The 25,909-nt window shown below is 53.2% G+C and carries 20 protein-coding genes and 1 pseudogene; 9 read left to right on the forward strand and 12 right to left on the reverse strand.

What is annotated here, in order from left to right; genetic code table 11:
* Positions 1-11 precede the first annotated feature (11 nt).
* From J9880_RS23265 to J9880_RS23315, 11 genes are all read right to left on the reverse strand, one after another.
* Positions 12-272: a helix-turn-helix domain-containing protein gene (locus tag J9880_RS23265; protein WP_095925437.1), complete on the reverse strand. Its 261-nt coding sequence runs from the start codon at positions 270-272 to the stop codon at positions 12-14.
* 490 nt (positions 273-762) lie between these two features.
* Positions 763-4,476, reverse strand: a complete 3,714-nt coding sequence (locus J9880_RS23270) for an autotransporter domain-containing protein (RefSeq protein ID WP_232770525.1) — start codon at positions 4,474-4,476, stop codon at positions 763-765.
* Positions 4,477-4,575: 99 nt separating this feature from the next.
* Positions 4,576-5,613, reverse strand: coding sequence for an oxygen tolerance domain protein (locus tag J9880_RS23275; protein WP_232770526.1), 1,038 nt, complete (start codon positions 5,611-5,613; stop codon positions 4,576-4,578).
* Entirely contained in the window at positions 5,610-7,136 is a 1,527-nt protein-coding gene (locus tag J9880_RS23280) for a vWA domain-containing protein (RefSeq protein ID WP_232770527.1), read from the reverse strand. The genes J9880_RS23275 and J9880_RS23280 overlap by 4 nt, the downstream gene beginning before the upstream one ends.
* Positions 7,133-8,110 carry a VWA domain-containing protein gene (locus J9880_RS23285; RefSeq protein WP_232770528.1) on the reverse strand — a complete coding sequence of 326 codons (978 nt, stop codon included), beginning with the start codon at positions 8,108-8,110 and terminating at the stop codon, positions 7,133-7,135. Before J9880_RS23285 ends, J9880_RS23280 begins: the two co-directional genes overlap by 4 nt.
* Positions 8,103-8,543 (reverse strand): DUF4381 family protein, encoded by a 441-nt coding sequence (locus J9880_RS23290; RefSeq protein ID WP_232770529.1) that lies wholly within the window; start codon positions 8,541-8,543, stop codon positions 8,103-8,105. The genes J9880_RS23285 and J9880_RS23290 overlap by 8 nt, the downstream gene beginning before the upstream one ends.
* Positions 8,544-9,449 (reverse strand): DUF58 domain-containing protein, encoded by a 906-nt coding sequence (locus J9880_RS23295; protein ID WP_131693588.1) that lies wholly within the window; start codon positions 9,447-9,449, stop codon positions 8,544-8,546.
* Positions 9,449-10,447 carry an AAA family ATPase gene (locus tag J9880_RS23300; RefSeq protein ID WP_133822432.1) on the reverse strand — a complete coding sequence of 333 codons (999 nt, stop codon included), beginning with the start codon at positions 10,445-10,447 and terminating at the stop codon, positions 9,449-9,451. The genes J9880_RS23295 and J9880_RS23300 overlap by 1 nt, the downstream gene beginning before the upstream one ends.
* Positions 10,444-11,739, reverse strand: a complete 1,296-nt coding sequence (locus tag J9880_RS23305; RefSeq protein WP_232770530.1) for an anaerobic sulfatase maturase — start codon at positions 11,737-11,739, stop codon at positions 10,444-10,446. The genes J9880_RS23300 and J9880_RS23305 overlap by 4 nt, the downstream gene beginning before the upstream one ends.
* Positions 11,740-11,790: 51 nt before the next feature.
* Complete coding sequence (locus tag J9880_RS23310; protein ID WP_232770531.1) at positions 11,791-13,380, reverse strand: arylsulfatase; 1,590 nt, start codon at positions 13,378-13,380, stop codon at positions 11,791-11,793.
* A gap of 340 nt (positions 13,381-13,720) precedes the next feature.
* The gene (locus J9880_RS23315) at positions 13,721-15,112 is read right to left on the reverse strand and encodes an aldehyde dehydrogenase family protein (RefSeq protein WP_232770532.1); all 1,392 of its coding nucleotides are present in this window, start codon (positions 15,110-15,112) and stop codon (positions 13,721-13,723) included.
* 100 nt (positions 15,113-15,212) lie between these two features.
* On the opposite strand from J9880_RS23315, the gene ptrR reads away from it, so the two are divergent.
* Both ptrR and J9880_RS23325 read left to right on the forward strand, forming a co-directional pair.
* Complete coding sequence (gene ptrR / locus J9880_RS23320; RefSeq protein ID WP_131693584.1) at positions 15,213-16,097, forward strand: putrescine utilization regulator PtrR; 885 nt, start codon at positions 15,213-15,215, stop codon at positions 16,095-16,097.
* A gap of 546 nt (positions 16,098-16,643) precedes the next feature.
* Positions 16,644-17,051: an H-NS family histone-like protein gene (locus J9880_RS23325; protein ID WP_119824818.1), complete on the forward strand. Its 408-nt coding sequence runs from the start codon at positions 16,644-16,646 to the stop codon at positions 17,049-17,051.
* 540 nt (positions 17,052-17,591) lie between these two features.
* Here the strand turns inward: J9880_RS23325 and J9880_RS23330 are convergent.
* Positions 17,592-18,110, reverse strand: coding sequence for an Hcp family type VI secretion system effector (locus tag J9880_RS23330; RefSeq protein ID WP_133822436.1), 519 nt, complete (start codon positions 18,108-18,110; stop codon positions 17,592-17,594).
* A 642-nt stretch (positions 18,111-18,752) separates the two neighbouring features.
* Between J9880_RS23330 and tssB the strand changes: the two genes are divergently transcribed.
* The 7 genes and pseudogenes from tssB to tssJ all read left to right on the forward strand — a co-directional run bounded on the left by tssB (position 18,753) and on the right by tssJ (position 25,907).
* Positions 18,753-19,250, forward strand: coding sequence for a type VI secretion system contractile sheath small subunit (gene tssB / locus J9880_RS23335; RefSeq protein WP_133822437.1), 498 nt, complete (start codon positions 18,753-18,755; stop codon positions 19,248-19,250).
* A 27-nt stretch (positions 19,251-19,277) separates the two neighbouring features.
* Positions 19,278-20,759 carry a type VI secretion system contractile sheath large subunit gene (tssC, locus tag J9880_RS23340; protein ID WP_200227755.1) on the forward strand — a complete coding sequence of 494 codons (1,482 nt, stop codon included), beginning with the start codon at positions 19,278-19,280 and terminating at the stop codon, positions 20,757-20,759.
* A gap of 6 nt (positions 20,760-20,765) precedes the next feature.
* Positions 20,766-21,206 carry a type VI secretion system baseplate subunit TssE gene (gene tssE / locus J9880_RS23345; protein WP_133822439.1) on the forward strand — a complete coding sequence of 147 codons (441 nt, stop codon included), beginning with the start codon at positions 20,766-20,768 and terminating at the stop codon, positions 21,204-21,206.
* Positions 21,206-23,026 (forward strand): type VI secretion system baseplate subunit TssF, encoded by a 1,821-nt coding sequence (gene tssF / locus J9880_RS23350; protein WP_133822440.1) that lies wholly within the window; start codon positions 21,206-21,208, stop codon positions 23,024-23,026. Before tssE ends, tssF begins: the two co-directional genes overlap by 1 nt.
* A pseudogene (gene tssG, locus J9880_RS23355) lies at positions 22,990-24,041 on the forward strand (type VI secretion system baseplate subunit TssG). The gene tssF and the pseudogene tssG overlap by 37 nt, the downstream one beginning before the upstream one ends.
* A 25-nt stretch (positions 24,042-24,066) precedes the next feature.
* Positions 24,067-25,377 (forward strand): type VI secretion system-associated FHA domain protein TagH, encoded by a 1,311-nt coding sequence (gene tagH, locus J9880_RS23360; RefSeq protein ID WP_232770533.1) that lies wholly within the window; start codon positions 24,067-24,069, stop codon positions 25,375-25,377.
* Positions 25,374-25,907: a type VI secretion system lipoprotein TssJ gene (gene tssJ / locus J9880_RS23365; protein ID WP_133822443.1), complete on the forward strand. Its 534-nt coding sequence runs from the start codon at positions 25,374-25,376 to the stop codon at positions 25,905-25,907. Before tagH ends, tssJ begins: the two co-directional genes overlap by 4 nt.
* The last annotated feature ends 2 nt before the right edge of the window (positions 25,908-25,909 follow it).

The raw sequence follows: 25,909 nt of genomic DNA on the forward strand, positions 1-25,909 counted from the left end.
GATATCCGTTTCTACTTTCTGTCAGACGTTCTTACCGTCCGCTGAATAATTTCATGGGTTCGGGGATCAAAATACCGGCTTGGCCAGATCACGCCCGGATGTATTTCCAGCGCCTGCGCGATAAGCATTTCACCTTTCGGCCAGGGCCTTGCCAGCGCATTAGAAAGCGTCGAGGATTTCAAACCGGCAGCGCGGGAAACAGCCGCCAGTGTTGTGCCTTTTTTACGTAATGCCGCGATAATATCGGCCTGATGCCAGTCGTGATTATTCATGAGGGTGCGCTCCTGTTTTTGACTGTGCAGGAACGGCGATGCAGAAAGGCAGAAAGGTCGGGCTGTGGGATAGTTTCATTTTTGGAATCTCTGGTTTGTGAATTTATCCACCACCGGAGCTGCGAAACTCTTATTGGTGGTAGCTCAGACAAGGTTCGCAGTACCGGCACAAACCAGAAACCCGGCCAACCCGAAGGTTGCCCTGCCTGAGCCACCATTGAATGTGCAAACGCCATTTCTGCGTTTGACAGGTGTAAGGAAGCCCAACACATCATTATTACATATGTGTTTCTGGTGTGATATTCAGGCTGCGAAACCCGGCTGCGGATTTTGCCACAGCGGGTGCACTATAGCGTAACTGAGGGAGGTAAACCAACGGCCTTACGGCGAAAATGAGGAGTGCTTTCCAGAGAAATTTCAGGCGTTGCAGTGAGTTACATCACGCACGATGATGAAAGGCGTCCCGATATCCGCAGGACGCCTTTTTTAATCAGAAGCCGATATTCATCCGCAGCATGATCATCTGCGAGCGGCTGCGTTCCTCATCCAGTCCGAGTGTGCCCTGATAGGCGATGCCCGGAGTCATGTCATGGGGCAGAAGGAAATCCAGCCCCAGGCCGAACACCAGATTTTCCTGACTGTCGCCGTAAACATCGGCGCTAAAGCTGTCATTACCCGCATCCGCATAGCCCAGACGGGCGCGGCCGCGATCGCTGAAAGCCTGAGTGTATTCGACCCGGCTTTGCCAGCGCAGCGTTGACCACGTCAGGGGCAGGGCATATTGAGTACGAACGCCCAGCGCACCGGTCACGTCATTCAGCGTCTGTGAGGCATACGCCAGATCGTAGCCCCCGGCGTTGGATTCGGTGTAGCTGTCCAGCCGGGTGCGCGACAGTTGCAGGCGTCCGTAAGGCGAGACCAGCAGGGCGGGCAGGCGATAGTCATAACCGGACGTCACCGCGCCAAACACCTGATTACCGCCACGATCGCCGCGGGCGAAGTGGTCCATTTCAGTGACGTAACGGCGGCTGTCATAGTCCAGACGGCTGTAGCCGAGCAGGCCGTCGATAAAGAAACTGCCCGGATGATAACTGCCGTAAAGCGCCGAACTGAGGGAACGTCCGTTGCTGCGCGAGCCGCTGTCGCCGATATCGCTGACGTCCCTGCCAAAGCCCATTCCCATGCCGGCGGTAAATGTCGGCGTGAACTGGTAATCCGCGCCGGTGCTGATCCCCACCAGCGTATGGCTGAAACTTACGCCGTCTTTACCGGAATGACCAAAATCGACAAAGCCGCCAGTCCAGTAATTGATGCGGGAGTTGCCGCGGTTAAGCGTGGTCTGCGCGGAGGTTTTATCGGTCAGTTGCGGCAGTTCCGGCAACGGGCGGGTGTTCTTCCACGCGGCATTCCACAGCGTATCATCAGGGCTGCGCTCCTTTTTAGAGGTCGGCATGTTGAAGCGGATGCCGTTCATATCGCTCTGTGTGCTGGCCGGATTATGCAGGGTCTCAAGACGGTCGCTGAAATTGCGGATCTGCGCCCGCGCGAAATTTTGTGCTGACTGAACCTGCGCACTGACCAGCCCGAGCACGTCAGGGTCTTTGGACGGGTCAGGGCGCCCGGTGATGGTCAGCATCACTGTCGCAGGGGCTGATTGTGAACCGGCGGTCAGCAATACATAGCGCAGGGCCACCGTCCCGGAAGCCTGAGCCGTTGCCTGAAAATCCAGATACACACCGTTGCCGCTGTGTTCCAGTGTCGCACTGCCCAGTGTTTTTTCCGGCGAATCGAGCAGACGGGCTGCGGTAAACGGTCCACCGGTAGCGTTTTCAGTCAGGTTTACCCGCACTGATTTCCCCGCCAGTACGGATGCCGTATGGCTGACGCCGACAGGTTGCGCGCGGGTCATGTTGAGTGAATACGCGACCTGCGTAGTCACGCCGCTGGCGTCGGTGGCGGTCAGCGTGAAACTGCTGTGACCTGCGGCGGAGGGCGTGCCGCTCAGGGTATCGCCACTGAGCGTTAATCCGGCGGGCAACGCCCCGGCAATGCGGAACTGATAAGGCGCGGTGCCGCCTGTTGCACTGAACGTCTGGCGGTAAGCCGTACCTTCGCGCCCTTCGGGCAATGCGCCGCTGGCGGGTGTGACGGACAGCGTGGCCGTGGTGACATTCAGCGTGACCCTGGCCTGCGCGCTGCCGAAATTATTGGCGGCGCTGTAAATGAAACTGTCGCTGCCGGAATAGCCCGCTACCGGGGTATAGCGGATTTTCAGGTTCTGGATCCGCGCGGTGCCATGCGCGGGTTGTTGCACAATCGCCAGCGAGGTGACCGCGCCACCGGATAACACCGGCTCAATCAGGTTCTCTGTGGTATTGGCCGCCACGGTCGAGGATACCGCGCTGACCACCGGTGCCTGTCCGGCAACGGTCAGCTGATAATTCACCGTGCCGGTGATCCCGTTGCTGTCCGCTGCGCTGACCTGAATGGCATAACTGCCGGAGGCCGCGGGCGTACCTGAAATCTCGCCGGTGCTGGCACTGACGGACAGCCCCGAAGGCAATCCGGATGCGCTGTAGGTGTAAGGGGCGGTGCCGCTGCTGGCCGTTATGGTCTGTGACCACGGCGAACCTGCGGTGGCGGCGGGCAATGCACCGCCTGCCGGTGAGAAGCCAAGCGTGACACTGGCAACGTTCACATTCACAGTGGCAGGCGCTGAAGACCCCCAGTTATTGCTGGCGATGTACGTGAAACTGTCGGCACCTGAAAATCCGGGCGCAGGCGTGTAACTCAGTGAGGTTCCTGAAGCTGTCGCCGTACCATGAAGCGGTGCGGTGGTGACGGTGACTGACGCTGCGACGCCGCCTGAAAGGGCCGGAACGATGGCGTTAATGCTGCTGTTCCCGGCTACGGTGGTGCTGACTGCGCCCGCGACCGGTGCCTGCCCGGTAACGGCAAGGGTGTAGCGCTGACTGCCCGTTGCCGCGTTCGTCGTATCCTGTGCCACAACAGTAATGTTAAAACTGCCCGTTGCGGTCGGCGTGCCCGAAAGTTCGCCATTCACTGCCAGTGCTAATCCGGCAGGTAACGCATCCGCAGTAGTAAACTGATAGCTGCCCGACCCGCCCGTTGCGGTCAGTGTCTGGCTGTAGGGGGTGCCGGATGTGGCAGAAGGCAAAGTGACCGGCGAAAGGGAGATCACCGGTGCGGCGATATTCACGGTGACGGTCGCAGGGGCGGATGTGCCCCAGTTGTTGCCCGCGGTATAAGTGAAACTGTCCGCGCCGAAATAATTTTGCTGCGGTGTATAAAGGGCGGCTGATCCTGAGAACACCACTGAACCGTGAGCAGGTGACGATCCCTGCGCCACTAATGTGGCTGCGCCGCCGGAAAGCGGCAGGGTAATCGTATTATTGCTGCTGTTAAACGCCACGCTGGCGCTGGTTGAGCCGGCGACTGGCGCCAGTCCGTTGCGTTGTACCTGAACGGAATAGCCGGATGTGGTGGTGCCGTCGGCGGCCGTCACGGTGACGGTGAGGGTGTTACTGCCTTCACTTAACGGTATAGCGCCTGATGCACTGCCGGAAATGACGGAGGTCCCGTTCACTTTTACGGTTGCCGTGCTGTCGGTGGTCACTGGTGTCAGCGTAATGCTGGTCACGCTGTTAGCGACGCTTGCGTTGTAAGAGGTTGTCCCGCTGGAAAAGGTCGGGGAAAGCGAACCCGCAGAAAGTGACAGTGCCGAGAGGGTGGCGTCCGTCGATACGCTTGCCGCTGAGGTACAGGACGCCGTGACAGGACTCAGGTAACCGTGGCTGGAGGTCAGACGAAAGCGGATCCCCTCCGTTGAAAGCTGAGAACCCGTGTAGGTATAGGTATGCGTTCCTGCGCTCCCGTTATTGGCGTAGTAGCTCATATAGACGCTCTGCGCGTAATTTGTCTTACCAAAACTGTCGGTATCAACCGTATTGCTTGCGCTTCCCGTGCCGTAATCAGTAAAAGTCAGCGTCAGGGTATCCGTTGCCTCAAACTGACTGGCGGGATAAGCCTGAGCAGTAAATGACGCGGTGCTGAAGGTCTGGTTGTTCAGCGCGAGGCATCCGGCAGACTGTGCGATGGCCGGTGAGACAGTAACGAAAGACAACAGAATAAAAGCGCAGATAAAACGGGCGCTGTGCCCGGCTGCGCGGCGAAGGCGAGTCATTAAGGATCCCTGAGATTGTCTGACGTGCAGGCGTCGTTTTGTTAGTTTATTTCAGGGATGTTATAAGAATAGTCCGAAGTCAATCGCGCAAATAACCTGTCAAAAGGGCGGTAATTGTCGCGGATTCTTCTGCTGGCTGACGGTGCTGAGATCCGGCAACGGCACAGGATGCCAGAAGCGATGCCAGCGGCGAGCCAGATAGCGGCAACTGCGTGCGATCAGGCGTCGGCTGAACCACAGGAAAATCACCAGGATCACCGCCGCCACCGCCAGCAGGTAAGGGCGCCATTTTTGTTCGCCGGTGGTTCCGCGCAACGCGGCTTCGCTGCCTGCACCCCGTGCCGCCGCTACCTGAAAGGATGCGCCGGGCAGGTCGGCCAGCTGCCATTGCTGATGGCCGGTGTCCCACCATCTGAGCTGAACCGGCGGCAGGGTCACGGTACCCGCCTGTGAGGGCAGATAACGCAGGCGTTCCGTCCGCTGTGCGCCTTCCACATCTCCGCGTCCGCGGGTCAGCAACTGATTCTCCGCAGGCAGCCCCTGCGTTTCCGTGCCCGGAATGGCGTAAAGCAGGCGGGGGATCTGGTTCGCCACAATGCCTCCGGCCTGCACCGTCACCGCCCGTTCAATCACATCCCCGGCGTGAAGTTGCTGATCATCGGCAGCGTGAAACTGGGTGATTTTCTGGCTCAGGGTCAGGTGGCTGGCGGGTAAAAACCGGTCCGGTTGCCGGGTGTCCTGCGGCCAGTTCACCGGTTTTTCCAGTGCCGGAAGCGGCACGGTGACCGGCGGCTGACCGGGGGAGGTCAGCGTCACTTCGGTCGCAGGAAGCCGCAGCACGCCCTGATCCCAGGCCATCACCTGCCGTTCGAGGCGGATCCCGCTCCAGCTGGTGCCGTCTTTATGGCGGCTCAGTAACTGATTCGGTAACGGCGTGGTCAGCAGTGATCCGTTTTCAATCACAAAGGCCGGCCATTGAGGTGGCGGATTAAACCAGGTGTCAGTCCAGAAGGTCACGGCCACGCGCAGCGGTTGTCCGGGCACCACGTTATCGGGCGCGACCAGTTCGCGGGTAATGTCCATGGCGGCGCGTGCCGGTAACACGGCCAGCAGCAATATCAGCAACAGGCCTCTCATGGGGCGACCTCCTGATTTGAACGGTAGAGATTTTCCAGCAGGCCGGAAGGGGATACGTCCAGATTGTCATACCACTGACTGACCTGTGGATTCGCGCTGGCGACCGGCTGAATATCCTTCTGGTTCACGCCCTGATTTTTCTTCAGATCGTATTTGATGTCGTCGGGTTTGTAGTCCTTTTCCTTACCCTGTGCAGACTGGCGGTCACGCTCCTGCTGGCGAAGTGTCATGATGATTTTGGCAATTTTTGCCCGGTTATCCTGCGCCATTTTCCAGCCGGGGCGCAGGCTCAGTGCCTGATCGTAACTGCTGATGGCCGGTTGCCACAGCTTTTGCTGCGCGTAGCTGTTGCCGGTCCACAGCAGCACATCGGCGGTCTGCGGAGCCTGACGAAATGATGACGTGGCGGCGACAAAATTACCGGCGCGATACCAGGCAATCCCTTGCCACAGCGGATCCTGAAAACGTTCTGCCGCCTGTGAATACTGCCCTTTATCAAAGGCCCGCTGCCCCTGCATATCGGGGCTGATCCACGCATCGCGCCACGCCGCCTGTCCCTGCGGCAGATACAGCATCAACGGCAGCGCCACCACCAGCCAGCAAATCAGCTGACGTCGGCAGAACAGCAGCAACAGCAGCACCGGTATCACCAGCAGATAGCCGCTGTTTTTCCAGTGCAGGTCGGCGCGGGCATTGTTTTGGGCGGCAACGGATTGCCGGATATGGCTGGCGATCACCGAAATATCGCTGTCGTCGCTGGTGACCAGCGTCACCGGCACGCCGCCGTCGCGGGTCTCGCTGAACCGCTGAACATTGAGACGGGTATCGATGCCGCGCCCGTCATACGCCTGCGGCAGCGCACCGCCGCGCGCCGTACCCGGCACCCAGATCTGGATCGGCAGCCCGGACTCTGTCAGCCAGCGGGCATCTTCAGCCGTCAGGGAATCGGCGATCAGCAGCAAATTACGCGGCGCATCCTGTGTCGCGGGCATGTTTTTTTGCGCCAGCGCGACAGCCTGCCGCAGACCGGAGCCTTCGCCTTCCGGCAAAAGTGACGGCGTCTGTGCATGAAGAAACAACGAATAAAACGCCGGATCCTGCGTCAGCGGCGTGGTCAGCCACGTCTGCGCGTGATACACCACCAGCCCGAAACGGGTGCCCGGCGTGCGGGTCATCAGATCCATGATTTTGCTTTGCATACGCTGATGACGGCTCGGGGCCAGATCCTGCGCCATCATCGCCGGGTCCTGTTGCAGAATGACCATCATGTCACTTTGTGGTGTCAGCGCGGCCGGTAATTCCCGCTGCCAGGTGGGGCCGGAAAGGGCAATCACGCCCAGCGCCATCACCCACGGCAGGGCGCGGGTCAGGCGTTTTTGCTGCCCGATAATCAGCGCCTTCGCGAAAGGTTTATCCATAATCCGGTGCCAGGCGCTGCGCTCGCGGGTGGTGATAAACCCCAGCAGAATGCACAGCAACAGACCGGATAACCGCCACGGGTAGATGAAATGGAAATCGCTCATGCGGTTTTCTCCCGGAAATAACGCCCAAGACTGAGCAGCAACAGGAGCGCCAGCGCCAGCAGTAACGGCCACTGGAACAGCGGGATATGCCATGACCAGCCGATGGATTTCACCTGAACCGGCGTGATGGCATCGATTTCCTGCCAGACGCTGTCGAGTGACGCGCCGGAGTTGCTGGCGGTCCAGGATTTGCCGCCGGTGATCCGGGCGATATCCTGCAACAACGGCAGATCGACTTTGTCATCGCCGGTGCTGGTGACATCGCCAAAGGCAATGGTATGCACCTGAACGTGATGAGACACCGCCAGTTGCGCCGCGAGCGGCGGGGCGAGTTGCGAGGCGGTGTCATTGCCGTCGGTCAGTAAAATCGCCAGTTTGCTGGCGTCTTTGTTGGCGGTGGTATCCAGCAGTTTCACCCCGACGCCCAGCGCGTCGCCGATCGCCGTCTGTTGTCCGATCATGCCGGGCGACAGCTGATTGATCCGCGTCTGCAACGCCTGTTTATCTTCACTGACTGGCGCGAAAGGCCAGGCGTGGCTGGCAAAAATCACCAGCCCGATGCGGTCAGATTTACGCTGTGCGACAAACTTTCTCACCGACGCCTGCACGGCCTGCAAACGGGTCTCGCCGCCTGCCACATCGTTTTTTGCCATCGACCCGGAAACATCGAGGATCAGCACCACGTCGCGCATCGGTTTCTGAATATGCTGCGGCGGCGTCAGGTATTCCGGTCGGGAAAGCGCCACCACCAGCAACATCCAGATAACCCAGAACAGAATGTTGCTCAGTTTACTGCTGCGCACCGGCTGGCTGTTGAGTTCCACTTCGTCGATCAGTTCAGGCAGGAAAGGCACGCGCACCCGTTCTTTCACCTCATTGTCCCGAGGCAGGAAGTAGCGGCTGATCAGCGGCAGGAAAATCAGTAAACCGGCCCACGGCCAGGCGAAATCGAGGCGGCTCAGAAACTCAGACATGCGGCAGTTTCTCCAGCCAGGTTTTCAGTTGGGATTGCAGACGGGCATTTTGCTCACTGTCCAGTGCGTTATCCGGCTGGCAGTAGCGCACGCTGAGCTGCTGACGCAGATCCGCATCAATATCGACCTGTTGCAGGACGTGTTCCGGTGTCAGCCACTGGCTGACCGCCGCGCGGGGCTGATGCATTAACAGAATACGTTTGATCAGTGAGAGCCAGCCGTCGGCATCGTGCGCGTCACGCAACGCGGCCAGCGCCTGACGTCGCCAGAGATTTCGCCGCCAGCGGGCCAGACGATACAGCAGAAAAATCAGCAGCAGCGCGATAAGCACGCCCGCCAGAACAAACCAGCCGGGAGGAAGGGGAAACCATGAGAACCGGCCGGGCAGGGCGGGCTGAAACAAATCCGGAACGCTAAATCCTTTTTCCAGCATTCAGAGCCCCCTTTGCAGTTGCCGGAGTAAATCCTGTGTCACCACGATCTGATTGACGCGGATCCCCAGCCGGGTCAGTTTTTTCTCCTGCGCGCTGAGGCGGGCGGTGATGCTGTTTTGTATCTCATCGCGCAGCACGCCTGACAGGGAGAACGCGGCTTCATGCCCGCGATAATTGGCCGCCAGATTGCCCGAGGCAGGCAGACGAAGGTGCAGATCGTCGAGAATAACAAACGCGCTGACTTCACAGCGGCGGCGCAGGGCCGCCAGCAGGGCTTCGCATTCCGCATCCAGATCATGAAAATCACTGAGCAGCGCCACCCATGAACCGGCCGGGATCAGCCGGCGGGCATGTTGCAAGACGGCGGAAAGTGACAACGACGTGGCCGGTTCTGCCGGATAACGCGGCGGCAGCGCCTGATTATAGTCGAGTAAATCATCCAGCACATGATTGAGATTTGCAGAGGGCGCCCGGCATTTTTGCAGGGCATACCCGGCATCGCCGAACACGGCGCTCCCCAGCCGATCACCGTCGTGCCAGCTGCGCCAGGCCAGTAATCCGGCAATTTTTGCCGCCACCACCGATTTTGTCTGCCCGCGCGTGGCAAAGAACATGTCGAGCCGCTGATCGACAATCAGAAAAACCGGGCGCTCGCGCTCTTCGTTATACAGGCGTATCCACGGCGTCCGCAGGCGTGCGGTGGCCTGCCAGTCGATCAGCCGGACATCATCACCGGCCTGATAACGCCGCAGACTGTCAAAATTTAATCCGCGCCCCTGCTGGCGCGACACCCGTTCACCGGCCAGCGCACCGGGCGGGATTTGCCCCGGCGGATTCGACAACAGTTTCGCCTCTCCGGCCAGTGCCATCAGCGTGTCACGGTCAATCGCCAGCGGATTTTCCATCAGGCCACCACTGCGTCGAGCAACATGCGGATGACCTCATCCGGCGAACAGTTATCGGCATTGGCCTGATAACTGAGCATCAGGCGGTGACGCAATACGGCAGGCGCAATCTGGCGGATATCTTCCGGCAACACCGCGTCGCGGCCTTCCAGCCATGCCAGCGCACGCCCGCAGCGATCGAGCGCCAGCGTGCCGCGCGGACTGGCGCCAAAAGTAATGTAGCTGGCCAGCGTATCGCTGGCGCCCTGCGGATGGCGGGTCATTTCGACCAGATTCACAATGTAGTTTTCCACCACCGGCGCGACATAAATGGCAGAGATTTCCTGCCAGCAGGTGGCGATATCCTGTTGCGTCAGCATCAGGGTTTCCGCCTGTTCCGCAGGGGATCCTACCTCTGTCTGCTGGTATTTTTGCTGCTGTTCGGCGCGCACCAGTTGCATCACTTTTTGTTCGTTTTCCCGCGACGGATAATCCACCAGCACTTTCATCAGAAAACGGTCAAGCTGTGCTTCCGGCAGCGGCCAGGTGCCTTCCTGATCCACCGGGTTTTGCGTCGCCAGCACCATAAACACACCGGGCAACGGCCAGGTTTTTCCGGCCACGGTCACATGGCGTTCTTCCATGGCTTCCAGCAAGGCGGACTGCACTCGCGCCGAGGCACGGTTGATTTCATCGGCGAGAATAATGTTGCCGAACACCGGGCCGGGGCGGAAGCGAAACTGTTCCTCTTCGCGGGTGGCGTGCTGCTGGTAGATTTCACTGCCGGTAATGTCAGAGGGCAGGAGATCCGGCGTGAACTGAATGCGGCTGAATTCGCCTTCCACATGGCGGGCAAGCTCGCGCACGGCGCGGGTTTTTGCCAGTCCGGGCAGCCCTTCCAGCAACACATGACCATCACACAGCAGGGCGATCAGTAACATGCGCACCAGCGATTGCTGGCCGATCACCTGTTCATTCATCCGCTGTTCAAGCTGCAACAGCTTTTCTCTGTTTGTCATCGCTTTAATCCTGAAAAGTCACGTTTCACCAGCGTGGCGATCCCCACCAGTATCGGCTCGGCGTAGTTAAAGAAAGCTTTGATGCCGGGACAGAGATAGTTAAGGCCCGTTTCGCCGTCCGGGGCGCGGACGATGCGGTTTTTCGGGCATTCTCCCCAGCAAAGTTTCAGGTACGGGCAGGATTTGCAGTAGGCGGGCAGGGTGTCTTTTTTCCCCATGCCGAAGGCTTTCTGACGTTCGGAAAACGCCATGTGCGCCAGTTGCGTATCGGCAATATTTCCCAGCTGGTATTCCGGGTAGACGTAGTGGTCGCAGGAATAAATATCGCCGTTTTTCTCTACCGCCAGCCCTTTGCCGCAAAATTCAGAGGCGGTACAAATCTGCGCGGGCATCCCCATGGTCTGGGCGACGGCGGTTTCGAACAGATTGACCTGAACGCGGCCTAAATCGTTGTTCACCCATTCTTCAAACACCGCGATCAGGAACGTGCCCCAGTCGTTGGGATCGACCGACCAGTCGGTGACGACAGAGTCCAGATCGCCCGGTCTGGCGCGGCGGGAGCCGGTCACCGGGATGGTGTCATCACGCCAGAACTGGGGCGCGATGACTTTGAAATCGACGGGTTCGACGCACGGGTTAAACTGCACATAGGTTGCCCCCAGTTCCCGCGTCATAAAGCGATACACTTCCAGCGGAAAGCGGGCATTGGTCCGGTTGACCGTCACCAGTGCGTTGAAAGGCACCTTGTATTTTTTCAGCGCCGCGACGCCTTGCATGACTTTGTCGAAAGTCGGCTTGCCGCTGCGCGTGACGCGGTAGCGGTCATGAAGTTCCCGCGGGCCATCGATGGAGATACCCACCAGAAAATGGTGTTCTTTCAGAAACTCGGCCCACTTGTCATTAATCAGCACGCCGTTGGTCTGTAAATCGTTTTCGATGCGCTGACCGGGCTTCTGATACTGTTTCTGAAATTTCACTACCTTCTCAAAAAACGGCAGTCCCATTAACGTCGGCTCGCCGCCCTGCCAGGAGAACACCACCTGTTCGCCGTCCTGACCGTGAATGTACTGGCGGATAAAATTCTCCAGCACCTCATCACTCATGCCGGTGTGCCGGTCCTGATGCAGCAGATCTTCTTTACTCAGGTAAAAACAGTAGGAGCAATCGAGATTACAGGTTGAGCCGCTGGGCTTGGCCATTACGTGGAAGCGTCGCGTATATTCCGGGCCTGTACCGTCATATTTTTCTGCTGACGGTAATGCTTTAACAGGCAATGTAGTGCTGTACTTCATCGCGCCTCCTGAGGGAAGTACCGGGCAGGGGTCTGCCCGGTGGGTGACAAGTTAGTTGTTCGCGTTTGCACCTTCTTCAAGCATCGCCGACGCATCGGAAACCGTGAACGAGCCGGGTTTCTGACGTGGCGGGAACTCTTTGAAGGTATCCAGCATCTCTTTCACATATTTCTGCGCGCCACCCAGCAGGAACAGGCGGTCGTAGTACCAGGTGTTGTAGCCCATACCGTCAGAGCCTTTCTCCAGCGGATCGACGTCCAGATCGAAAATCATCGGTGCGCGCAGTATGGTGAACGGATAGCGCCACACATCCAGCCCGGTGTGTTCCTGGATCATAAAGTGGGCTTTCCAGCGGCCATAACGGATAGCCAGCAGATCGCCGTCATCGCTCCAGTAGAAGAATTCCTTACGCGGATCTTCGCCTTTGCCCTGCAGGAAATCGAGCTGGTTATAGCCGTCGAGATGAACTTTGTAGGTGATGGAAGGCGTTTTATAGCCTTTAAGGAGTTGCTCTTTGATATCCGGCACACCGGCTGCTGCCACCAGCGTCGGGAACCAGTCGTTACTGCCGAAAATATCATTGATCAGCGTGCCTGGTTTGATGTGGCCCGGCCATCGGATCATCGCCGGAACGCGGAAACCGCCTTCCCAGCCGGTGTTTTTCTCCCCACGGAACGGCGTAATCCCCGCATCCGGCCAGGTGGCCGTCATCGGACCGTTATCGGTGGTGTACAGCACGATAGTGTTATCTTCGATGCCGAGATCTTTAATCTTCTGCAACACCTCGCCGACCATCTTGTCATGCTCGACCATGCCGTCTGCGTAAGTGCCCAGCCCCGTCACACCAATACTGCCGTCTTTCAGGTGTGTTTTGTTGTGCATGCGGGTGGTGTTAAACCAGGTGAAGAACGGCTTACCGGCATGGGTCTGGCGTTCCATAAAGTCGTTGTTGGCGGCAAGGGTTTCTTCATCCACCGTCCCCATACGTTTGACGGTAAGCGGGCCGGTATCTTCGATTTTGCCATCCGCCGAGCTTTTAATGACGCCACGCGGGCCGAACTGTTTACGGAATTCCGGATCTTTCGGGTAATCCGGATTTTCAGGTTCTTCTTCGGCATTCAGGTGGTAAAGGTTACCGAGGAACTCATCAAACCCGTGCGCAGTGGGCAGAAACTCATCGCGGTCACCGAGATGGTTTTTACCAAACTGACCGGTGGCGTAACCCAGTTGTTTGAGAATATTGGCGATGGTCGGGTCTTCTTTTTGCAGGCCTTGCGGTGCACCCGGCATACCGACTTTACTCATCCCGGTACGGAACGGCATTTGTCCGGTAATAAAGGAAGATCGCCCCGCGGTGGAACTCTGCTCAGCATAATAGGAAGTAAATTTCGCACCTTCACTGGCAATACTGTCAATGTTGGGCGTTTTATATCCCATCATTCCCTGGTTATAAGTACTTAAATTCCAGTAACCGATATCATCGCCAAAAATAACCACGATGTTAGGTTTTGTCGTGTCCTGCTTGGGGGCATTTTCAGGTGAACCCGCAGCGGGCGTGGGATCTGCCGCTGCTGCGGTGCCAGACATCAGGGCGAGCATGCTGGCAACCATCGTCCGCCTGAAAGATACTTTGTTAACCATATTGGTCACTCCGTTCATTGAGGGCTGGGATTAAGTCAAATTCAGTATAGTAAAGCTTTGAAATGTCTCATTACCTTCGGAAAGAACAGGCAATAAAAGGAATGCAGGGAATAAGCGTCTGTCACGGTGTGATTTTGTAAAGATGATAACCTGATGAATTATCAATCATTAAATTGTGCCTTTTGATTTGCGCAAAGCACAATTCTGAACAGGGCAAGTGAAAAGTTTTTATCTTTTTTATGAAAAGACAAGGCTACAGCAGGGGGAAATGAGGGAATGAGCGGGATAAGAAGACAATCACAGGATTATGGTATCCTGTGATTGTCGTTGTGGTTCCTTACTACTGACGGTTGCTCCACACGGTCTGCACGTTACAGAATTCACGTAAACCGAAGTGCGATAATTCGCGGCCATAGCCACTTTTCTTCACCCCCCCAAATGCCACACGCGGATCGGACGCACTGTAACCGTTGATAAAGACACCGCCGGTTTCCAGCTCGCCGGTCATCTGTTCTGCCAGAGCAAGGTCAGCAGTGAAAATGGTCGCAGTCAGACCAAAATCGCTGTCATTCGCCAGTTCAACGGCATGTTCAGCGTTACGCGCGACACTGATCGCCGCCACCGGGCCGAACAGCTCCTGACGGAACGCGGTCATTTCCGGCGTGACGTTGCTCAGGATGGTCGGTGCGTAGAAGTTACCGTTACCGGCCATTTTTTCGCCGCCCAGTAACAGGGTTGCGCCTTCCCGCAGACTGTCCTGAACCTGCTTATCCAGTTCATCACGCAGATCGAAACGCGCCATCGGGCCGATATAGGTCGCGTCATCCAGCGGATCGCCCGTCACCAGCGCCTGAGTGGCAGCAACAAATTTCTCAGTAAAGGTTTCCAGCACGCCTTCTTCAATGATCAGACGCTTTGCCGCAGCGCAAACCTGCCCGGTATTCTGGTAGCGACCGGCAACGGCGGCTTTCACGGCGGCATCTATATCGGCATCATTGAGCACGATAAACGGATCAGAACCGCCCAGTTCCAGCACGCATTTCTTCACGGCTTTACCGGCCAGTTCAGCAATCGCAGCACCGGCACGCACGCTGCCGGTGACCGTCACGGCGACCACGCGCGGATCAGCAATCAGATCGGCTACGGCCGCATTCCCAACGTTAATCACACCAAACGCACCCGCCGGGAAACCGGCTTTCAGTGCCGCCTGTTTCACCAGATAAGTGGTGCCCATGACGTTCGGGGCGGGCTTGAGAAGGAATGTATTTCCCGCCAGCAACGCAGGCACCGCACCGCGCAAAATTTGCCAGACCGGGAAGTTCCACGGCATCACCGCCAGGATCATGCCGGAAGGGCGATAATGAATGTGCGCTTCACCGTTATCGACCTGTGTCGGTTCCGGTGCCAGCATGGCCGGGCCATTCTGGGCATACCATTCGCACAGGTTGGCTGATTTTTCGACTTCCGCACGCGCCTGTTTCACGGGTTTACCCATTTCACGGCTGATCATGCGGGCAATATCTTCGCTGGCTTCACGCAGTTCAGCGGCCAGATGCACCAGAAGTGCGGCACGTTGCGCGACATCGGTTTTGCGCCAGTGTTTAAATGCGTTGCTGCCCTGCGCAACGGTCGCTTCAAGTGCCAGCGGCGTATCGTAAGGGTATTCACCCAGGCGTTCGCCGTTGAACGGGTTCAGTGAAATGGCGTGTGTTTGTGTGCTGGCAGTGGTCATTTTTTATTCCTCATTAATCCGGTCTGTGAAGAATAGAGGCTTGCAGGGATGAATAAAAATGAATAAAAATAAGTAAACCGTTCACTTTTTGAGAAAGACTATGAATCTGTCACAACTGGAGATGTTCCGTGCCGTTGCCGAAACCGGCAGTATCAGCGCCGCCGCGCAACGTGTTCATCGTGTGCCGTCGAACCTGACCACAAGGATTAAGCAGCTGGAAGCAGAGCTGGGCGTGGAATTGTTTATCCGCGAGAACCAGCGGTTACGCCTTTCTCCGGCCGGACGTAACTTTCTCAACTACAACAACCGCATTCTGGATTTGGTCGAAGAGGCAAGAGTCTCGGTGGCGGGAACGGAACCGCAGGGCGTATTCGCTCTGGGTGCGCTGGAAAGCGCGGCGGCGGTGCGCATTCCGGCGCTGCTGGCGCGTTATCATCAGCAGTTCAGCAAAGTTGAACTGGCGCTGAGCACCGGCCCGTCCGGCGAACTGCTGGATAAATTGCTGGAAGGCGAACTGGAAGCGACCTTTGTTGACGGGCCGGTGCTGCATCCGGTGCTGGATGGCATGCCGGTATTTCAGGAAGAGATGGTTATCGTTGCACCGCGGCATCACGCGCCGGTGACACGCGGGCAGGACGTCAATGGCGAAATTGTGTATGCGTTCCGCTCAAATTGTTCATACCGGCGGCATTTCGAAAGCTGGTTTGCGGATGACGGGGCCGCGCCCGGAAAAATCTACGAAATGGAATCCTACCACGGTATGCTGGCGTGCGTGATTGCCGGAGGTGGGCTGGCGCTGATGCCGCGCAGTATGCTGGAAAGTATGCCGGGAAGCGGCACGGTAAGTCTCTGGCCGCTTGCGGATAACTACCGTTATCTCACCACCTGGCTGATGTGGCGGCGGGGAGTGTTAACACGAAACTTGTCGGAGTTTACCAGGATGGCTTCAGAAGTGACGGTCAGCCTTCCGCAACCTGCAAAATAATCTGCCAGTCCAGCGCAAGCTTTAACATCACACAGGCGGCACAGACGACGAAAATGGTTTTGAACATGGTTTACCCTGATATTTACTGTGATTCGAATCACAGTTTAAAACCATGACGGTTAAATCGCTTCTAAAATTTTGTGCCGTTAATGCCTTTTGCGCGGCATTTTAGGATTATTTTTATCGGGATGTGTAATTGAACATCAAAAAACCGCACCGGAAGATAAAGAATGTGTACGTTTTGTACATAATAGCAACATGATTTATTCACGCAGCGAGACTATTATAAAGGCGCGCAAATTTGCGTTAATAATATTTTTTTGCTTATTTTGAAGTCTGCGAAGTCGTTTGTTCGTTAAAATTTAATTTATTCAGACACAACAAGTCCTTATAAAAAAACACGAATGCCGCCCGGCAACAAGTAAAACGCTGCCACAGGAATTGTGTAATAGCGTGTAATATTATCCTTGCGCAATTGATATCATTATTTGTTTGTGTAGAATCAGGGTCACTAATTTAATGATACCCCTCTAAAGTGAGCACATCATGGACAACGCGTTAAACGTTTTGAATAATATCCGTACACTTCGGGCTCAGGCTCGTGAAATGCCACTGAGCACTCTCGAAGAAATTCTTGAGAAGCTGACCGCAGTTGTTGAAGAATCGCGCGATAATGCAAAAGCACTCAGCGCACAGCAGCAGGAACGTGACGAAAAATTACTGAAATACCGTGAAATGCTGGCTAACGATGGCATCGCCATTGATGACCTGCTGGGCCACCAGCCAGTGAAAGAAAGCACCAAAGCAAAACGTAAACCGCGTCCGGCGATTTATGCCTACACCGACACCGATGGTGAGAAGAAAACCTGGACCGGCCAGGGTCGTACTCCTTCTGCTATTAAAGCCGCTCTGGATGGCGGCGCGACACTGGAAAGCTTCCTGATCGCGCGTTAACCGAACCGCTGATGTGTTTGGATCTTGTCTGCTCTGTTTATTACAGGGCAGATAAGCTATTTGTTAACACTATTCTTTTCCCTGTTATTCATTGACGTTAAAGATCGCCTTCTCTCCTCTTTGTCCTTTCCGCCCATTCAATAATGTCTCTTAATGTGAATTTGAGTCTCAGCAAGTAAGATCAACATCACTTCGTTTACCGGAACGTCTGTACAACCCTGATATTCCCCTGCGTAAATTACGATCACTCGCGGGTGTTTGTTTTAGTACGCTGCGCGATACCCGTTGGATTAAACCTGCGTCCTGGTAAAAGGGGCGTACATACCTGAACGATTAAGAATGATGCATTACCGTCCGGAGAATTTTTAACGCAATATTACGACGGCCACCTGCGGACGATGTTTAATATCCATCTGGCGGGAAGTATGAAACCCGACCGGATATTATTGAAACAGTTAAGCATTACTCATCAATGGCCCGCGAACACGGGCCAGAGAGGGGGGCAGCAGCCTATACTTCGGCTGCTGCTTTGACGCACATTTAGGCTTCGATTGGTGCACGCCAGTCATCGGCACCAGAAGTACCCGCTGTTGTGTGTTCCCAGTTGATTTTGCGGTAAGCCAGAGATACACGCACAAGTTGAGTAAATTCTGCTTTCGTCAAATCCTGGCAGTGTGGCATTTTGCAGTCGATGTCGATAATTGTGGCGTCTTCAAGTTTCGTCGTGAAGAAGTGCTCTTGTTTCCCCTCCACAGAAGTGCGGTACCACTTCAATTCAACTTCCGGCAACATTTCACCTGAAGCCAGTGCGTTATAAAGTAACGGGACGGCTTTGTTATAGGCTACGGTAAAACGGAATGGTTTATGTGCACGCTGGCCGGAAGGCTGACCTGACTGCGGGTCAGTGGGTACAGTGACGATGTGTTCAAACTCCTGAACCAGCATCTGGTCTTCGTGACCCTGAACGTAAATATTCCCGACTGACTCGGCGGTGAAAGCACCTGCGGTAATATTGCCCTGTGTTTTCCCCTTGATAGCAATATAAGCTGGAGTTGGCATCTTTAGTTTCCTTGATAGTTAAAAACACATGATTAGTGATATTAGAATATTAAGGGGATCGCTTTACGCGAGCCTTAATACAGCGAAAATTGACACATCAATTTCCGGATGCACTATAAATCGGAAATGACCCATAACCAAGGCGAGGCAGAAAGCATTCAAATTCGGTTAGCAGGTACGGTTATAATTTTTGCAAAATCAGCATTAAATGCTGGGTAAATTCTATGGCCAGAGGTGATGGATAACAAAGCAAAGAAGTATTCATATGTTGTATGAATTAACAATTTGTTTTATAACAATATTTTATTTTTTAATGATTTTTCACATGATCGCAAATAATATTTTTAAACTGTTTTTAGAAATATAAGTAAGTCGTTTCCTTAAAAATCAGGTGAGGTTTTTTATATTTGGTTTAAAGTGGTGCATGCGGTTAAAAATAACATATGATATTGAGCTACTATCGTTTCCGGCAAAGCCTGTTATACCTGAGTCATATGTTTTGGAATAAACCATTCCTGTGATTTATGGATGTAGGGATTCCTCAGGTTTAAGCGAACGTCTTGTTTTCAATATCCCACTTATTTCTGACGCAGGAAAATACAGTATTTAGCGGCTCTATCTCAGTAACTAAAAGGACATGTTATGAGTAAAAGTAATCAAAGCAGCGTGGCACCCAAGGAAAGAATAAACATCAAGTACGTTCCCAACACAGGGGACCAGGTTGCTGAAATCGAATTGCCACTCAATTTGTTGGTCGTTGGGGATCTGAAAGGGGTTCGCGAAGAGACTCCGATTGAAGAGCGGCAGATTGTTTCAATCAATAAAAATAACTTCAACGCAGTGATGAGTGAAGCCAGCATTGACCTGACATTTAGCGTTCCCAATCGCCTGGAAGGAGAGGGGAAAGAGGATATGGCGGTCACAATAGGTATCAATTCGCTGGATGATTTTTCGCCTGACAATGTCGCCAGAAAAGTCCCTGAACTCAAAAAACTTCTCGAATTGCGCGAAGCCCTGGTGGCATTAAAGGGGCCATTAGGAAATATCCCCGCCTTCCGATCTCGCTTACAGGAGTTGCTGAGTAACGAAGAAATGCGTGAGCAACTGCTCAAAGAATTGGATGTTCTTAATCAGAAGTAATTGAGCTGAAAAGAGGGAATTTTAAGAATGGCTTTATATGAAGAAAATGCAGCTGCAGCCACTGTGGCTGGCGGTGCGACTTTTTTACTCGATGAAATTATGTCGCAAACACGCATGTTGCCCGGCAATGATGGCTACGATGTTGCAAAGCAAGGCGTAGCGGCTTTCATTAGCAGCATTTTGGATACGGGTACCAATGAAGAGCCGATTAACAAATTGTTAGTCGACAAAATGATCATTGAACTGGACAAAAAACTCAGCGTTCAGATGGATGAAATTCTCCACGCTGAGAAATTTCGTGAAATTGAATCATCATGGCGTTCCCTGAAGCTGCTGGTTGACCGTACTGATTTTCGCGAAAATATTAAAATCAATATTATCCATGCAACAAAAGCCGAGTTGCTTGAGGACTTCGAGTTCTCTCCAGAGATAATCCAGTCCGGCTTCTACAAGCATGTTTACTCAGCCGGTTATGGCCAGTTTGGTGGTGAGCCAACTGCCGCTATCATTGGCAATTACGCATTCAGTAACAACACGCCAGACATGAAGTTGCTGCAGTACGTCAGTGCTGTGGGTGCGATGGCTCATTCTCCTTTCCTTTCCAGCGTGGCGCCCGATTTCTTCGGCATCAGCAGCTTTACTGAGTTGCCCGCGATAAAAGATTTGAAATCTGTGTTTGAAGGTCCTGCACATACTAAATGGCGGGCCTTACGTGAATCTGAAGACTCCCGTTATCTTGGTTTGACGACCCCGCGTTTCCTGCTGCGCTTACCGTATTCGACGGTTGAGAACCCTATAAAGAATTTCAACTATTACGAGGATGTCAGCAAAAATCATGAGCATTTCTTATGGGGTAATACCGCCTATCTGCTGGCGTCATGTCTGACAGACAGCTTCGCTAAATACCGCTGGTGCCCGAACATTATCGGCCCGCAAAGCGGTGGCGCGGTTCATGACCTTCCGGTTCATCTTTATGAAGCAATGGGGCAAATCCAGGCAAAAATCCCTACAGAGGTTCTTATTACAGACCGTCGGGAATTTGAGCTTGCGGAAGAAGGCTTCATCACCCTCACAATGCGCAAAGGCAGTGACAATGCTGCTTTCTTCTCCGCGAATTCAGTTCAGAAACCAAAGGTCTTCCCTAATACCCGTGAAGGCAAGATGGCAGAAACCAACTACAAGTTGGGTACTCAGCTTCCTTACATGTTCATCATCAACCGCTTAGCCCACTACATCAAAGTATTACAGCGTGAACAAATTGGCTCCTGGAAAGAACGTCAGGACCTTGAACGTGAACTGAATATGTGGCTGAAGCAATATATTGCCGATCAGGAAAACCCGCCGACAGATGTACGCAGCCGTCGTCCGCTTCGCTCGGCTCAAATTCAGGTACTGGATGTCGAAGGGGATCCGGGTTGGTATCAGGTTGCGATGCAAGTGCGTCCCCACTTCAAATATATGGGTGCCAGTTTCGAATTGTCATTGGTTGGCCGTTTGGATAAGGAGTAGCAGGGCATGGCAGCACTTCTCAATTGGGAGCGTGGAAGTTCGGCCAGCTTGTTTGAGCGTATCCAGAAGGAGGGCCCCGGCCCTTCTTCACAAAGTCGTGTCCGCGAACTTTTGGGGTCGATCAAAAAGCATTTAAATGCCGTGCTTAATTCTCGTCCGGGAGGTTGTCAGAGCGCAGTGGAATTAGGGGTGATAGACCTCAATGATGCCACGGCAACCACTTCTGATTTCAGAAAGAGCATTGAGTTGGCAATCAAAAATTGCATTGAACGTTATGAACCACGAATTTCAGATGTGGTTGTTCAGTCTCTGCTTGATCAGGGCGATCCGCTGCTATTGAGCTTCCATATCAGTGCCCGGGTTAATTTTGACAATATCGGCGATGCCATCGAGTTCAACATTCAGTTAGACAGTAACCGTCGTTACTGTCTGAACAGGGAAGCATAATGTCATTTGAGAAATATTTCAGGGATGAGCTCGACTACCTGCGGCAATTGGGGCGGGATGCTGCAATTGAGCGACCGCATCTGGCCTCGTTTTTGTCCGAACAGGGCTCGGATCCTGACGTAGAGCGTTTGCTTGAAGGCTTTGCTTTTCTTACCGGTAATCTGCGTGAAAAAATTGACGATCAATTCCCAGAGCTCACGCATGGTTTGCTGAATATGCTGTGGCCAAATTACTTGCGGCCTATACCCAGCATGACAATTATTGAATATAAGCCGGATGAGGTAAGTGTCACACAGGCAACTCTTATCAAAAGAGGTAGCCAGGTGCTCAGCGTGCCGGTAGCACAAAAATCTGAACCTCCTACTTATAGCAGTGATGAACCTTCAGTCGGGCCTCAATGTGTTTTCACCTTATGTCGGGATATCTGGCTTTTCCCTATGCCAATACAAGACATTTCGGTTAATAACAGTAATGAAAAGGGAATACTTAGCGTTCATTTCGCTGCAAAAAACGAACTTAATATGCGGGAAATGCAACTGGGTAAACTACGTTTTTATCTGGGCGAGGACAATTACACCAGTACACAGCTCTATTTCTGGATAAGCCATTATTTTGAACGGGCAGAGCTGGTCGTTAATGGGATGACAATCCCTATGCCTGATTTTGATTTTCATCCTGTTGGATTTGAGCGTGAAGACGCGCTCTTGCCTTATCCAAAAAATGCGTACATGGGATACCGGATCTTGCAGGAATACTTTTGTTTTTCTGAAGGTTTTCTCTTTTTCGATGTATCCGGTTTTATTGATTTCCCGCCTCAACTGCACGCCAGTGAGTTCACGCTGAATTTCCATTTTTCTCATGCATTGCCACCTGACGCGAAGATCAGATCGACAAGTTTACGTCTTAATTGCACCCCGGCGGTGAATCTGTTTCCGCACGAAAGTGAAGCCATCGAGCTTGATGGCACTCAGGCAGAATATCCTTTATGCGCCAGTTATCATCATCCCGAACGCTATGACATTTTTTCCGTAGACCACGTCGAAAGCTGGCTTAATGAGAAGCACGCTGTTTCAGGCCGTTCGCGCGGTCATGGTCGTCAATATGATTCTTTCGAGAGTTTTCATCATCAGATTGAAAATGCGCAAGAGCATGACACGCTTTATTACCGTCTGCGCGTAAGGGAGTCTTTCTTCAGAAAAGGCTTTGAGCATTATATTTCTTTTGTGCGAAGCGATGAGTCAGAGGTGATTCTGTCGGAAGAAACGGTGGCTGTCGGGCTTACCTGCACTAACCGCGAGCTCCCGCTCACATTGCGGGTTGGTGATATCAACCAGCCAACAAAAGGAAGTCCGTCGTTTGCTTCTTTCCGCAATATTACCCGGCCTTCGGTTCCCTTATACCCGGTATTAGATGGCAGCCTGCATTGGTCACTGCTCTCCAATATGTCTCTGAATTATTTATCTTTACTCGATAAAGATGCGCTGAAACAAATTTTACACACCTATGATTTTCCAAGCCTGCACGACCGTCAGGCAGCCCGTTCATCCCAAAAGAAACTCGATGCCATTCAGCGTATCGAAACACAACCTGTCGACAGATTATTCCGTGGATTACCTGTAAGAGGGCTCCAGAGCACGCTGTGGCTGGAACAAAGTGCTTTCAGCTCGGAAGGTGAGTTGTATCTCTTCAGTACCGTACTCGCAAATTTCTTTTCACTGTATGCCAGCGTTAATGCGTTTCATCTGTTGAGAGTCATCAATCTTGATAACCAGGAATGTTACGAATGGCCGGTACAAATGGGTCAACACGCGTTGATGTAAAGACTATTGCAGGATCACTGGAAGTGCCGGTGCCGGATGTTACACGTTATAACTTTTTCCAATTGGTGAGTTGATCAATCAATGGGCGGTAGCGTGGCAAAAGCCGAAACAAGGCAATGAACTCGCCAGTGAAATCATACGTTTCAATTCTACAGCCAGTCTGGCTTTCCCTACAAGGGACGTGGTTGGCCTGAAGCGTATCGGAGAGTGCAAATTTGAACTTGAAGTCTCTTTTCTGGGTTTACATGGCAGCCAGTCGCCGCTGCCGGGTTATTACCTCGATTCTTTGGCCTGGGAAGATGCGCAGAATGAAAACCGGTTGACTGATTTTCTCAATGTTTTCAATCACAGACTGCTCACCCTTTTGCATCAAATCTGGAGAAAGTACCGCTATTACGTGTCTTTCGATAATGGAGGTATGGATCCATTTTCACAACGGATGTATGCGCTGGTGGGGCTAGGAAGCGACGTCATACGTGAAAAGCTGCAAATTAATCATGGAAAAATGCTGGCTTATGCCGGGTTATTAGCGAGCCCGGGACGGGCTTCAGAAGTGATATGCAGCCTCGTATCACATTGTTTTAATCTGGCCGATGTCACGCTAAATAGCTGGCAATTGAGAAAGGTTGCTATCCCCGTTAACCAGCAAAACCGCTTAGGTGAACGAACCAAAGAACGTGGCAAGAAGTATCCCGAAAAATCTGTTCTCGGCGTTAACTTTTCTCTCGGTGCGAAGGTCGCTGATCGAAGCGGTAAGTTTTTGCTCAGTATTAACCAGCTCACACGTGAACAGTTCTTATCTTTCTTACCAAACGGCCCTAATTATTCACCACTCGTTATGTTTGTTGCTTTCGTAATGCGCGACCAGTTTGCCTGGGATTTAAGATTGGGACTGGCTGAGCACCAGGTTGACGGCATGATCCTGGGAACGGAGCAAAATAACCTACTGGGCTGGACAAGTTTTCTCGGGCAGCCGGAAGAAAAACCCCACGTAACCATCAGCGTTATGGAATAACAACCAATATTTAGGGATAAAAAAGATGGATAAACAACAACCAACGCTTTTACTCCGGGTCGTGAATAGCGACAAGCTTGAAAGTGGTAAACAGGCTAATTGTACGTTTACGCTGCCGGGTGGGAATGTGGGGAGTGACACCAGTCATCATTGGTCCGTTCAGGATCAACATGGCAACATTAAAGGTTCACAGTTTGCCATTGAATGGCGTGATGGCGCTTTCTGCCTGCGTGTGCTGAATGACTCCGTCACCATAAATCAGTCTGTGCTGACAGCCAGTTCGGGCTTTGTTCGCCTCCAGCAGGCTGATGAACTCAATGTCGGAAATTTGCTGATAAAAGTGCGAATCGCCCTTTCTGCATCCGAGGTGGCAGACCCGTTAATGGTATCACCTGAGTCGTTGGTCTCGAGCCACAGCAATCCTATGGATGCGATGTTAGAGGGGATGTCATCGCAGGGGGCCGGGGGCTACTCGCAGGAAAGTCACCTGGCCACAACTGTTGCCAACAGATTCAGCCATGACCCTTTACGTGTTTTAGAAACAGAAAGCCTGACAACCCATGATTTGCTGACTCATGAGTCGGCGGCCGAACATTCTCTTCAACAAGATCGCTATCGTGATCCTCTTTTCACTTCCCCACTTTCAGATACAGACCGGGGCAATTCCATGGACCGGGACTTTCTCGATTTGCCAAAAATAACCGCTTTTCATACTGACATTTCGGACGACAAGAACAAACACAACATGGAACTCCAACATGTTGCGATTACTCCTTTAATGCGTGGTTTCGAGGCACAGCTGCCTATCCATAATAGTCAGGAGGCGAATGATTTTCTTGAAGAAGCGGGTAAAACCCTTAAGGCTACCATTGATGGTTTGCTGGCGTTACAACGCAGCCAACACGGACTGCGCGATAAACATTTACGGCCGATTGAAGATAACCCTTTGCGTCTGGGGATGGATTACAACACCACACTAAGCCTGATGTTTGCCGATCAAAAAAGCCCGGTGCATCTTTCTGCGCCCGCAGCGGTAGCTGAGAGCCTGCATAATTTACGCCTTCACCATCAGGCTAACCAACAGGCTATCACGCAAGCGCTGAATACGATGCTGGAAGCATTCTCACCGGAACGTTTGTGGATGCGTTTTACACAGTATCAGCGCAGTAATGAACGTCAGGAAAAAGACTCCGCCTGGGCATGGGAAATGTATAAAAACTACTATCAGGAATTGTCTTCCAGCCGACAGCAAGGCTTCGAAAAGTTGTTTGGTGAAGTTTATGAACAGGCCTATGACCATGCGCTCCGTCAGGGGATGAAGGACAGTGAACAATGAAATTCAGCAGAGGAAGGTATCTGTTTTTGATACTGGGTCTGATGTGGATTTTATCTGGATGCCAGACCACCAAAAAAATCGGCAAGGTCATCCTGGATCCTGACACCCCTGTCGGAGAAGCCAACGATCAGCCTTCAACAATTCAAATGATCTTGCTGGCAGACCCTGATACCAATCCGAACATACAGGGCGAGGCGGCACCTGTTGCTATTTCCGTGGTGTATCTCAGTGAAGATTCCAAAATGCTGGCGGCAGATTACGACCAGCTAGCCGGCGACCTGTTAGATAAAACCTTAGGCAAGAATTATATCGACCATCAGGACTATACGTTGTTACCGGATCAGTTTAAGCCATTACCCGTCATCAAACTGGAGGAAAAAAACAGCTATATCGGTGTGGTGGCCTATTACTCCGATGACAATCGGAGTGAGTGGAAAAAAATAATCAAGATCAAAGGGATAGGGCATAACTATCACGTTCTGATCCATTTGCGATCGAACGAGGTTGACTTAAAGGAAGAGGAAGAATAGCC

The sequence above is a fragment of the Rahnella victoriana genome (genome assembly GCF_021276285.1).
In the GTDB taxonomy this organism is placed as follows: domain Bacteria; phylum Pseudomonadota; class Gammaproteobacteria; order Enterobacterales; family Enterobacteriaceae; genus Rahnella; species Rahnella victoriana.